The organism is Ilumatobacter sp. (genome assembly GCF_039969435.1).
Lineage (GTDB): Bacteria > Actinomycetota > Acidimicrobiia > Acidimicrobiales > Ilumatobacteraceae > Ilumatobacter_A.
Window position 1 is genome coordinate 1 of the sequence record NZ_JBDVNU010000008.1, and the last position, 10,941, is coordinate 10,941.

Below are 10,941 nucleotides of genomic sequence, written 5' to 3' on the forward strand. Positions count from 1 at the left end.
GCCAGGAACGCTGGATGAACCGCTGGAAGCCCGCCCTCAACGCCTTCGCCATCACCTTCGAAGGCCGCCTCTTCTGAGGCCCTACGATCCCCAACAACAACCATGAGCCAGGTCAGTTACACCAACGATCTGACAGTCCCGTGCGACGATGTTCGTCCTCGTTGCTCGCAGATCGACCGTCGCAGAGCCCGCCAGCAGGGAGCGATGCCATGCCGGGACGCATGTCTGCGATCGAGATGTCCGTCCCGACGATCCGCAGTTATGCGTCGTCGCCGTCCATGCCCATGTTCTCGCTCCGCTCGACTTCGGTGTCGATGCCGTCACCCACGTCAGGGTCGAACGGGACGTCCTCTTCGAGCGGAGGATCCACGGCCGGCTCCGTCTCGTCGGAGGCGCATCCCACGAGTGACGCGACCGCGACGAGACTGACGGTTGCGAGGCGCACTGTGATCATGTCAACAGCATTCCCGCGAGTTGCTCGTGCAAACCTGACGGGCGGTCACGAGAGGTCGTTCAGCAGCACGACCGTTGACCCGGACGCCAGAGTTCGCCGGGATCCGAGCGTCGACCCGAGAGATCACATGTCGTCGTTCACCCTCGGGTCTGCGAGGTCGGTTTCGGTTTCTTCGTTCGGGTCATCCGGTCGCGAGGTCGCTGGGCTGGACGTCGTGGATTTCCGTGCATCAGGAAGCACGACAACGAACGATGCGCCTCCGAGTGTCGAGCTCGTGGTGACGGCGACCTCGCCGCCGAGGTCTGTGACGAGGTCGCGTACGATGGCGAGACCGAGGCCTGCGCCGCCGCCTCCGTTGCCTCCGAGCCGGGGATCGTCACCCCCCAGCTGGAGCCGAGCGTCGGCAACGACGTGTCGTCGCTCGTCGCCGAGTCGCTGACCGGCACAGTCCGCATCACTGCGCAGTCGCACCTCGGCGAGGGGGCCGGTACCGGTTTCGTGATGTCGACCGACGGACGGATCGCAACGAACGCCCACGTCGTCGTCGGCTCGTCGAAGATCGACGTCGAATTCGCCGACGGCACGACCTCGCCCGCAGTCGTGCTCGGGATGTCACCGCTCCACGATCTGGCCGTACTCCAGGTCGACCGCCAGGATCTGACGGCGTTGCCGATCGGAAAGTCGGCAGACCTCCGAGTGGGACAACCGGTCGTGGCGATCGGGAACGCCCTCGGGTTCGAAGGCGGCCATACCGCCACCGACGGAATCGTGTCAGCGCTCGACCGCTCGATCACGCTCCAAGACGGCAGCACCTTCGACGGCCTGATCCAGACCGATGCCGCGATCAACCCGGGCAACTCCGGCGGACCGCTGCTGTCGCTCGACGGAACCGTGATCGGCATCAACTCCGCGGGCTCCATGGGCGCCCAGAACATCGGTTTCGCAATCGAGATCGACACCGCACTGCCGATCCTCGAACAACTCGCCACCGGCGAACCGATCGTCCAAGCGTTCCTCGGAATCGCCACCGCCCCCATCGATCCTCGAGTCGCCGAAAGAGCCGGTCTCGAGGTCACCCACGGCCTCTTCGTCAGCGAGATCACGGTCGGCTCAGCGGCCGAGACCGCAGGTCTGAGGCACGGCGACGTCGTGGTCGCCGTCGACGGAACCGACGTGAAAGCGCCCGGAGACCTCGCCGATGTGATCGAAGCGGCTCGTCCCGGCGACGAGGTCAGACTCGACGTTCACCGCGGCAACGAATCGATCGAGGTCGTCGCGACGTTGGGCAGCCGAGTCGTCTGACACAAGCAGCACCACACGCAAGCGACTTCCGTTGGCCCACCGACCAGCGGCGTTCCTCAATCGGACGGCCCCAGGGTGAGGGGAGACCTGGGGCCGTCCTCGACCGAGGCGACGCGCGCTGATGCCGACTCGAACGCCACGTTGGCGCGAGGGCTCGCTGGACGAGGTGTCGGCCGGAATGCGGGAGCCGCGACGACCGACTGCGGCTCGGTGATCTGTCGGAACTCTCGCGGTGGGCGCCCCCGATCCGGCGATAGGGGACAGTTGTGATATCCATCGGCGACAGGTCACGGACCAAACCTGACCTGAGGCAATGCCGGCCGATTCAGACCTCGCTGCTCCCCGGGTAGGTTTTCGCCGTGAAACCATCGCAGGCGCTGTTGTTGATCGTTGCGATGTTGTCGTCGTGCACCGGCAGTGACGAAGTTGCCGATGTCGATAGAACCTCACTGGCCACAGATTCCACGTCGGACGCAACCGTCCAGCCGGAACCCGAGTTGCCCGAGGCCACACCGGGTTCGCTCGACACCGGGGACGACGGTGGCGAGCCGGAGCAAGACGTGCTTTGAGGTGATGCTCCGAGGTCCTGACGAGAAAGCACTAGAAGCGACGCAGCCTGACTCCGCAGCCCGAGTGTTCGTCGACTTCAGGATTGGTCAAGCTGCCGCCGGCGCCGCCGCAGGCGCTGAGTTCAAAGCACCGCCGACCGTGGAAGCTCTGGGGGACCAGTTCTCGGTGTGCGAAGGCGATAATTGCGCCACGTTCGGCGGCTCGACGCTCGACGCTGATGGGCGGGCGTCGACCTTCACTATCAACGGTGGCGACGTTGAGGCGTTGCTTACCCGATCTGTGTTTCCTCGAACCGAAGGTCCGCTAACGGTGTTTGTTCGCGGTTCGTTGGAGTCTCCGTTTCAGGACACGCTATTGATCAATGTCGATTTCGCCTCGGGTGCCGACGTCGGAATCGATCTGACGTCGAGTACGTATACGAACCCTGATGCGGCAGCGTTCACCGCGGTCGACGCTGTTGGCCCCGCCCGAGTGCTGGGGGGAACGACGTCCAAGGCGACACTCAGCTTCCGGGGCGCCGTGCCGGGTGGAAAGCTGAATCTTGAGGCAACAGTTGAAGCGGATGGTCGAGTGCTGGAGTTTGGCGTCATCCTCGCCGAGGACTTCGAGTTCGCATTGCCTGACGAAGTCATTCCGAATTTGGGGCAACTGCTAACGGATCTGCCGGAGATCGCTTCGGAGGACCAGCTCAACGACGAACAACTCGATCTGCTCGGACAATTCTGCGACGCTGTTGATGGAACCCCCGAAGGCGACGCTGAGCAATCTCGTATTGTCGGCGCCATTGTGGATCCACTAAATCTCCGAAATGGCGATCTGGGCGGGCCAGATGCGATCGAGATTCAGTCCCGCCAGGCCAGTCTGAAGGCGAGCTTCGTAACCCTTTGCTTGGACCGATTCCGTAGCGGTAACTGACCGTTCTAAGGGCGGTGACGAGTAAGTCCAACGCCGCTCGTCCACGTCCGACTCTGACTCGCGGCGAAGTTGCCGTTGATCTGCGGCCCACTGGAAGTAGTAGCGCAGGTGGTGGCGCTAGGCCTCCAGGGTTCGGCCGTTGTACCGGGCGAGGAACGCGGCAGCAGCGACTTGGGCTTCGTCGGGCGACCACGGCGGATCGTGGGTGCAAAGAGCGGCGTGGTTGGTGAGCAGTGTGGGCAGGATGTCCTCCTTGAATCGTGGGACACCCACACCACACCATCACCTCCAGATGCCTCGACTTCGATCACACCCGCAGCCGGCGTTTGTGGACACTCTCCACTCGAATAGACCCCGTCTTTGAGGGGTCTATTCGTTCAGTCCGTTGTAGCCGTCCAATCACACGTCGCGCAGTCGGTTCCAGACGGAATCAAGATGTAGCAGTTCGGGCAGGTGACCTCCTCGATTCCCTGCTTCTTGTTCTTGTCTAGTTCCGTCCGATGCTGCGTCGTGCTGTCGACTCCGTCGTCGGCGAGATCGTCGACCGCAGCCAGCATGTCAATAGCAGTTCCTAAACCGAGCCGTCGACGATGCGGCTCGACGAGGTAATCGATAACGAGTCTCAGGTAAACCTCTGGCGGGTTTCCATCTCGGTACTCGGGAGCGGGCTCGTGATTCGTCATCTTCGCGACAGTAGTGGAATTCTGCTCTGTCATTTTGCGAGGTCAACCGCCCCGCTTACCGCGCGAGCAGCACACGGTACACACGCCCCACGGCACATCCGTCCGGGATCAATCCGTGACAGTCGCTGCTCTACCATTTCCGGCGGCTGGAGCGTCGGGCAATTGTCGCAATGCCGCTGTTGTCGGTGCGCATGAGGCCCTGCAGAGCACCGACCAAGACCGTGACAAAGAGGACCACTAAGACGAAACTCACCTTTGCGAGAATCATCAGCAGCCACAGCAGTGCGCGGCCGAGATGCCTAAGCAGCCGGAGCACATCATCCTGACTCACGTGAATCCCCCGAAGACGATCGCGCCGCGCACTGGGCCGAAGCGCCAATGCGTGATTGCATCACAGCCCGCGTACTTGATGGCACGTTGCCGGAGGGACCGAGAGCAGGCAAAGAACCAAATTCGGCCACAACCAACCATCGGGCGAAGCTAGCACCCTGTCTAGGTGTGGGTTCCTGGAGCGCCATCACGCCGAGCGATAGGTGCGCCAGAGCGTCGGGTGAACGGGATTCGCCCGAGGTGACGTCCATGGGGCGCCCTGATAGTGCCGCTTGGCCACGGTCACCGATCCGGCGTTCAGGGACAAGCTGATTAGTAGATCGGTCGGCTCGCACGAGATGGGCGCGCTGTTGGCTACGGCTTGGAGGTCATCGTCGGTTGCAGGTCTCTCACGTCATCCCGCATACGTTCATCGACGAGGTCGGTCACCAAATCGAGCCGCGCCTGCCAGACGTAGATCACGAAGAGAATGAGTCCAACGCCGATGAGATAGACCCACGGTGGAAGGTCCGAGTCGTCCGCTGGACCGCTCATCCGTCGCACGATAGATGTGTCTCGCTCGCACTGAGCAGTGCGGGGGATACAAGGTCGGCAGTCCGCCGGAAGCACTACGGTGTCGTAACGCAGCAATCCACCGCGGGCGAGGACAAGACAGATGAGCGAATTCAAGGTTGCCGAGGTGTTCGGGGTGCAGCGGGAGGTGCCGTTGAACTACGTCACCCGTCCGGCCGTGGACGATGTGTTCGTCGGATCGCTAACTACGGACAAGCACATCGTTGTCCACGGCAGCTCCAAGCAGGGTAAGACCTCACTACGGAAGCGTTGGCTCAGCGATCGGGAGTTCGTCCGAGTGATGTGCAACAGCGGCATGAGCCTGAGCCAACTGCTGACGGGTGTCCTCAAGGACGCTGGCTACCGGATCGAACTGTCTTCAGCTCGGACCGTGAGCGGAGAGTCCAAAGTGATCGCCACGGCGGAGGGCAGCGTCGGCATTCCCGGGCTGGGTGCAAAGATCGGCGGCGAAGAGACCGAAACCGACGCCACCGAGGAGACCAAGAACTTCGCGCCGCTGGAGCTTGACCCTGAGAGCGCTGACGACATAATCCGTGCGCTTCGAGCCATCGACTTCGACAGGTACATCGTGCTTGAAGATTTTCACTACCTCCCGGTCGAGACTCAGCAGCGATTCGCTACTTCGCTGAAGGCGTTTCATGAGGAGAGCAATTTCACGTTCATCGTCATCGGCGTGTGGCTAGATGACAACCGTCTGATCCAGTTCAACGGCGACCTCACCGGCCGGGTGCTCTCGGTTGATGCTGACCTCTGGACGGTAGACGAGCTGCGACAAGTCGTCTCTGAGGGCGAGCGACTGCTCAACATCAGCTTCGACCCGCAATTCGTGGACGACCTGCTGGAAGGCTGCTTTCTCAGCGTCCATATCGTGCAGGAGGCGTGCTTCCGGGCCTGCTCAAGCGCCGGCGTAACGAGTTCCAAAGAGTTCCACCAGCATGTGGAAGCCCAGGTGGCCACCTCGGAGATCATTCATGGCGTCGTCGAGGACCAGTCGGCTCGGTACCGCAACTTCCTCAACGCCTTCGCGGATGGCTTTCAGCAGACCAAGTATGAGATGTATCGATGGCTCCTGCTCCCGCTTCTGGCGCTACCCGTCGAGGAGCTGGAGAACGGTGTGACTCTCAACCGTGTTCAGAAGCTCATCGACCTGAATCACCCCGAGACTCCGGTGAACCAGGGCAACACGACGCAGGCGCTAGGTGCCGCTGCGTCCCTTCAGGTCAAGGGCAACATCGCTCCGATCATTATCGACTACGACTCCAGTCGGCGCCGCCTCAACGTGGTCGACCGAGGTTTCATCACCTGGCTTCACTATCAAGACCGTGCGGCTGAGCTGGAAGGACTTGGGTTGCCACGAGAGCCCGTGCTTACTGCGCAACCCACGATTCCGGAAGTCGACGCGCACTAGGCAGCACGGGAAGGGCGCCCCAATTCGTCCGCCATCGACCGTCCTCAAAGAGCCGCTCGGCAACAGTCACCGAGCCGGCGTTGGGGGACAGTTGTTTGCGCCTGCGTCAGAATGGAGTCGATGTGCTCGTCGATCCACCGATGTGCGGCTAATTCAATGCAAGATCTACCTCTACGTCGTCGGTCGGCGATCGTGGCTGAGATCACCGAGCGAATTGTCCCATCAGCAGCGAGTGTGCGTGGTTGATGGCTGCCATGCGTTCGCCTGCCAGTTGCCTCACATGCTGGGGTACGTCGCCGAGCGAGTCTGGGTGCCACTGGCGCGCCAACCGGTGATACGCGAATCGGATCTGCTCTTGATCAGCTCCGAAGACCAAACCAAACATTTCGTACGCTTCGCGGAGGGGTGCCAACTCATCGAAGGTTTCGTGGATGACGAAGCCGAGTGCGGCCGACGCAGCGAGGACCGGAGCCCAGTTGAATGTCTGCGCGTACCTGAGCAGAAACGCGGCGAGTTCGATGTCAGCGTGGGCGAGGAGACCAAAACAGTGCGCGACGTGGATGAGTGCGTCGTGATAGTTGGCGAAGTCGCCTCCTGATGTCAACACGAAGTGCCAGGCGTACAGGGCCTCCACGTCGGCCTGCTGCCTCGGCAGGGTGGGCAATAGTGACTCAGTTGCAGACAGCATCATGATCGCGAACGACGCAATGCCCTCCGTATGGGCGGCCGCTGCAGCGTTGCGTTGATATCGCTTGCGCAGCGAGTTTGCGATCGGACCGGCGATCAGACCAACCGGGCCGAGAACCATGTAGCCAAGCCCGATACTCGTTCCGGTTCCTCCCTTTCGATGACTGTTGGCGAGCAGAGGTCTGAACATCCGACCGAGGTGAAACGCATGAGTTGCGTGCCAGGCGGCTTGGGCTGGCTGGTTGTTCGACCAGGCGAACGTCGATGAGTGGAAGGCGGCGTTGATGCAGTGGATCGCTGCGTCTTCGGGCGGCCACCAACGAGCGATCGGAGTAGCGACCCGCTCGTCGTACTCGACCCCGCGCGCGACTATGTGGGGAGTCCACTGTTCTCCGTCCCAGTACCGCGCTTCGGCTCGTGGGAGAGGATCGGGGTACCACGCAGGCGGGATCCGATACACTTTTCCTCGCCAGAGGAAATCGAGCAATGGGTCCGGACGTGCAACAGGTGGACCTGACGTCGTGTTGGAGGGTGCGCTCACCCCCGAACATCCTTCATGCGGTCACGGCTTTCGGCCGCTCAGGACTACGACGGATACCGGGGTGTTGTTAGTGGAGGTCACGGTTCTCCTTGCGGGATTTGTGCGTGCTTCATTCGGCACGAAGCTGCCATCCTTGAACTATTTGGACGGAGCGCACACACCAGGAGGGCACGACCGTGGCGAGCAGCCGTTGATTCAAGACTGACGAGGGTAGGACAATCCGAGGCGGATTGAGGCGCTCTATCGCAGATTGCGGACGTGAACGGCGACGGTCGAGTCGTTGGGACCACCTCGCCGCATGCGAGCTTGACCGGCGCGCTGAACCTGGGGTTGGAGACGCTGTTTCCGCTTACCGGTCGTCGGCTCGAGTGGTTCGTCGAGCGGCGTCTGTGAACGTCGACTGAGACGGTCAGACTGCTTCAATAACTGAACCGACGACGTCCGGTCCGATGAGATCCGGTTAGCGATGCTCGGCTTTGAAAAGCAAGCGCGCACAAAGTGGAGATCGCCGTCCACGCGCTCGAGTCGGGCGGCGCTGTCGCTCAGATCGTCGGCGCGAAGCCGATCAGATCGGGTGCGTATCTCGGGTTCATGGGTTCTGCTGGTGTTCGGGTGGCTTGGCTTCATGTCGGCCATATCGATGTGGTCGACGAACTCGCCCCGGACAATGCGTTCCCGTCAGGCGTGTACTCCGGGATTTCTCGAGTCGCGATTTCAGGTACTCCGAGGCGGCGTCGTCATCGCAGGCGAAGGCAGCTGCGTAGCCTTGCCAAGAGTGCCTCAACGCCTTGCCTTACTCCGAGTGCGAGTGCGAGTGCGAGTGCGAGTAGAACGCGATCGTGCCCCAGCCACCTGCACACGGGGCAACGCCGCAGGATCGGAGTCGATCGCACCGCCCCTCGGGTGTTGCTTGGCGACGGTCCCTGAGCCGGCGTTCTGGGACAGGGCGGCCCGCGGGGGCTGGTCTTGAACTGTCCAACGAGCCGCGCTTCAACCTTTGCCTCGTCGAATGACGTCGGCAGTCGGTGTCCGGCGTCGACGGCTACCGTCTCCGCTAATGCCGTCTCGGATCGCAGGGCACCCTTCTTCCCAGCTCACGGTTCTCCTGCTCGACCCGCTTCAACTTCGCTGCGTCCTCGCTCGATGAACCCGGCTTGGAACCGTCATCGATCTCAGAGCGACGAACCCAGGGCCGCAGCGACTCGGTGCCGATCCCGAGCTGTGGACTCGTAGAAGTTGGCCGCCGGATGTGGTCAGGGGCGCACGCGCCTGAGATTACGCGAACCGAGTCGAGTGATTCGTTTGAGGTGGCGCTGCGGAAGCACAGCGCGAGCCTCGTCGACGAGTTCAGCGAAGTCGCTGCGGGCTTGATCAAGTTCGGATTTCGTCGCGCACAGCTCGCTCCGGATTCTTCCGACCTGCTGATTCAGTTCGTCAGATCGAGTCCGCTCGTCGGCGGCTGCGGCCTCGGCGGCGTCGACGCGGCGCTCTACCTCTTTCTCGCTGAACGAAGCTTGTTCGTTCAGCTGAAGTCGCAACTCCTCGAGCGACTCTTCAAACTGACCCCGCTGAACTTCCAAGCTGTCTTTCTCGGAACTGACAAGGCGCTCCAGGTCGCCGATTGTCGTCTCGCTGTCCGAAATTCGTGTCTCAGCATCGGCGAGTTTCTGCTCGGCTTGGTCGCCTCGCTTACGCTCCCTCGCCTCGGATGCGGCGAGTTGGGCGCTTGACCGTTGCAGCTGAGTGACTTGTCCGGTGAGAGCGTCCAAAGACTTCTTCAGAGCGCGGATTTCTGCCTTCAATCCGTTCACTTCTTTCTTCGCCGCTCGCTGTCTTTCGGCCTGAGTATCCACGCTGGCCCCAAGCTTCTGCTCCACGACTTCACGCTTGTTGCGCTCGGTGGCAAGCGCCTTCTCGAGTTCCTTGAGCTCGCGATCCGAATCGCGCTCAATCTTTCGGGCACGCGCATGCGCCTCTTCCACTTGGTCCTGAGCGTTCTTCGTTGCCACCTTGGCGTCACGCTCAGCTTGCTGAGCGCGGCCAAGCAGGTGCTCACGCTCTGCGACGGTCATCTCGTACTCCTCATCATCGATCTCCGGCTCGTAGGGATCCTCGTCTCCGTAAGTGGGCTCCTCCTCGAAGTCGAGATGCGACCGGAGAACCTGCTTTCCGTTGTGAATGACCGTCCACGTCCGGCCGACTCCACGAAGCTCGAGCAAGTGGGCCGAGCACTCGTAGAGCACGATGCGGAGATGCCCACGCAGCTCGGGTCCGCAAAGACTGAGGTCCGGATCCACATATCTGCCCCACGGTGTCTTGGTCGAAGCGGCTAGTCGTTCGATGTCGTAGCCGTCGAACACGTACTGGCGGCCGCTGCGGAGCTCACCCAGGAGTTCGAAGACACTGTCGACGAACACACCGGCTTGGCATTGATCGTCAGCGATTCGGATCTCGTCGAGGCGAGCGTCGCCAGGGAACCGCAGGGGCGGTTCCACGAACTGAAAGTCCTCATCGTTGAGAAAGCCCACCTGACTTCCTCATCCTGCGATCTTCGAGCTGCACGCGCAGAGCTGAGCCTGATTGGCAGCCGACGAAGCGCGGTGCACCTCGACAGCGATCACCGTGGTGACTTCGCCTGCAACGAGCCCCTCGGTGCGGCCGCCGAGCACGACTTCCGAGCGTTCAGCCAACACGGCGTACATGTAGTGGCTTTAGAACGGTGGGGTTAACGCCAAGGTTCACGATGGTTGACCGTAGTCCACGCTTGCTCCGCTGTTCCACCTGCTTCCATTCGACATCGTCGGCTGCCACAACGCTCACGTTGCGGAATTCGGATGAAGCGGAGCGGTCGTCGATCTGCTCGGCAACCAATAGGTAGTGGCGCAAATGCAGCGTGCCGCGGACCCCGCTCACCGGTCGACGGTTTCGCCGTCCTGATTCGCTTGCGAACTGCCCATTCGGCGTGCTGGGGCAGTCGATGGCGAGCCCGGCAACGTGCGTTGGGGTACATGGGCCGCGCTGACAGCAGCAAGCGGGCCAGCGCATACGGCCGGGCGGTAGGGTAAGGAGCGGAGTCCGGGGCACACCACCGTGTCCAGAAGACCGGGTCAACTTCAGGACGGCCCAACCGTCACCGACTGCTCCGCAGCACAGCCACGATGCGTCTATCGTGCCGCAGTTGTGCGGTCAGCCACCCGCAAGGTACTCCGGTGTGACACACGGCGGCGTGTCGCCCGCCCGGCCAGACGCAAGCGTCCGACCGTTGGACGCCACAATCTGAATCGGACCGTCCCAGATGCCCTCAAACGCAACGCCGTTGCAAGCGGACTTCGCTGGGAGGGACTGTCAGATCGTTGGTGTAACTGACCTGGCTCATGGTTGTTGTTGGGGATCGTAGGGCCTCAGAAGAGGCGGCCTTCGAAGGTGATGGCGAAGGCGTTGAGGGCGGGCTTCCAGCGGTTCATCCAGCGTTCCTGGC

At 62.1% G+C, this 10,941-nt stretch carries 12 protein-coding genes and 1 pseudogene; 4 read left to right on the forward strand and 9 right to left on the reverse strand.

What is annotated here, in order from left to right; genetic code table 11:
- Positions 1 to 259: 259 nt before the first annotated feature.
- Both ABJK40_RS03960 and ABJK40_RS03965 read right to left on the reverse strand, forming a co-directional pair.
- Positions 260 to 454 carry a hypothetical protein gene (locus tag ABJK40_RS03960; RefSeq protein ID WP_348481066.1) on the reverse strand — a complete coding sequence of 65 codons (195 nt, stop codon included), beginning with the start codon at positions 452 to 454 and terminating at the stop codon, positions 260 to 262.
- A gap of 123 nt (positions 455 to 577) precedes the next feature.
- Positions 578 to 925 (reverse strand): ATP-binding protein, encoded by a 348-nt coding sequence (locus ABJK40_RS03965; RefSeq protein WP_348481067.1) that lies wholly within the window; start codon positions 923 to 925, stop codon positions 578 to 580.
- On the opposite strand from ABJK40_RS03965, the gene ABJK40_RS03970 reads away from it, so the two are divergent.
- The 3 genes from ABJK40_RS03970 to ABJK40_RS03980 all read left to right on the forward strand — a co-directional run bounded on the left by ABJK40_RS03970 (position 866) and on the right by ABJK40_RS03980 (position 3,241).
- A complete protein-coding gene (locus ABJK40_RS03970; protein ID WP_348481068.1) occupies positions 866 to 1,756 on the forward strand; it encodes a trypsin-like peptidase domain-containing protein in 891 nt (296 codons plus the stop codon). The genes ABJK40_RS03965 and ABJK40_RS03970 overlap by 60 nt on opposite strands.
- A gap of 359 nt (positions 1,757 to 2,115) precedes the next feature.
- Entirely contained in the window at positions 2,116 to 2,325 is a 210-nt protein-coding gene (locus ABJK40_RS03975) for a hypothetical protein (RefSeq protein ID WP_348481069.1), read from the forward strand.
- A 64-nt stretch (positions 2,326 to 2,389) separates the two neighbouring features.
- Positions 2,390 to 3,241, forward strand: coding sequence for a hypothetical protein (locus tag ABJK40_RS03980; protein ID WP_348481070.1), 852 nt, complete (start codon positions 2,390 to 2,392; stop codon positions 3,239 to 3,241).
- A 117-nt stretch (positions 3,242 to 3,358) separates the two neighbouring features.
- Here the strand turns inward: ABJK40_RS03980 and ABJK40_RS03985 are convergent, their stop codons facing one another.
- The 3 genes from ABJK40_RS03985 to ABJK40_RS03995 all read right to left on the reverse strand — a co-directional run bounded on the left by ABJK40_RS03985 (position 3,359) and on the right by ABJK40_RS03995 (position 4,788).
- A complete protein-coding gene (locus ABJK40_RS03985) occupies positions 3,359 to 3,514 on the reverse strand; it encodes a hypothetical protein (RefSeq protein WP_348481071.1) in 156 nt (51 codons plus the stop codon).
- Positions 3,515 to 3,618: 104 nt separating this feature from the next.
- On the reverse strand, positions 3,619 to 3,924 hold the full coding sequence (locus tag ABJK40_RS03990; protein ID WP_348481072.1) for a hypothetical protein: 306 nt from the start codon (positions 3,922 to 3,924) through the stop codon (positions 3,619 to 3,621).
- A gap of 684 nt (positions 3,925 to 4,608) precedes the next feature.
- Positions 4,609 to 4,788: a hypothetical protein gene (locus tag ABJK40_RS03995; RefSeq protein WP_348481073.1), complete on the reverse strand. Its 180-nt coding sequence runs from the start codon at positions 4,786 to 4,788 to the stop codon at positions 4,609 to 4,611.
- 121 nt (positions 4,789 to 4,909) lie between these two features.
- On the opposite strand from ABJK40_RS03995, the gene ABJK40_RS04000 reads away from it, so the two are divergent.
- Positions 4,910 to 6,235 (forward strand): hypothetical protein, encoded by a 1,326-nt coding sequence (locus ABJK40_RS04000; protein ID WP_348481074.1) that lies wholly within the window; start codon positions 4,910 to 4,912, stop codon positions 6,233 to 6,235.
- A gap of 202 nt (positions 6,236 to 6,437) precedes the next feature.
- On the opposite strand, the gene ABJK40_RS04005 is transcribed toward ABJK40_RS04000, so the two are convergent.
- The 4 genes and pseudogenes from ABJK40_RS04005 to ABJK40_RS04020 all read right to left on the reverse strand — a co-directional run bounded on the left by ABJK40_RS04005 (position 6,438) and on the right by ABJK40_RS04020 (position 10,165).
- Entirely contained in the window at positions 6,438 to 7,112 is a 675-nt protein-coding gene (locus tag ABJK40_RS04005) for a J domain-containing protein (protein WP_348481075.1), read from the reverse strand.
- 1,435 nt (positions 7,113 to 8,547) lie between these two features.
- Positions 8,548 to 8,691: pseudogene (locus ABJK40_RS04010) on the reverse strand (IS3 family transposase); the annotation flags it as partial.
- Positions 8,692 to 8,716: 25 nt separating this feature from the next.
- Positions 8,717 to 9,991: a hypothetical protein gene (locus ABJK40_RS04015; protein WP_348481076.1), complete on the reverse strand. Its 1,275-nt coding sequence runs from the start codon at positions 9,989 to 9,991 to the stop codon at positions 8,717 to 8,719.
- 9 nt (positions 9,992 to 10,000) lie between these two features.
- Positions 10,001 to 10,165, reverse strand: a complete 165-nt coding sequence (locus tag ABJK40_RS04020) for a hypothetical protein (RefSeq protein WP_348481077.1) — start codon at positions 10,163 to 10,165, stop codon at positions 10,001 to 10,003.
- Between the last annotated feature and the right edge of the window lie 776 nt (positions 10,166 to 10,941).

Bases quoted from the DNA above. Each gene is read 5' to 3' on its own strand.
- ABJK40_RS03990 (WP_348481072.1), bottom strand. From the start codon at position 3,924: ATGACGAATCACGAGCCCGCTCCCGAGTACCGAGATGGAAACCCGCCA.
- ABJK40_RS04000 (WP_348481074.1), top strand. From the start codon at position 4,910: ATGAGCGAATTCAAGGTTGCCGAGGTGTTCGGGGTGCAGCGGGAGGTG.
- ABJK40_RS04005 (WP_348481075.1), bottom strand. From the start codon at position 7,112: ATGTTCAGACCTCTGCTCGCCAACAGTCATCGAAAGGGAGGAACCGGA.
- ABJK40_RS03960 (WP_348481066.1), bottom strand. From the start codon at position 454: ATGATCACAGTGCGCCTCGCAACCGTCAGTCTCGTCGCGGTCGCGTCA.
- ABJK40_RS03995 (WP_348481073.1), bottom strand. From the start codon at position 4,788: ATGAGCGGTCCAGCGGACGACTCGGACCTTCCACCGTGGGTCTATCTC.
- ABJK40_RS04020 (WP_348481077.1), bottom strand. From the start codon at position 10,165: ATGTACGCCGTGTTGGCTGAACGCTCGGAAGTCGTGCTCGGCGGCCGC.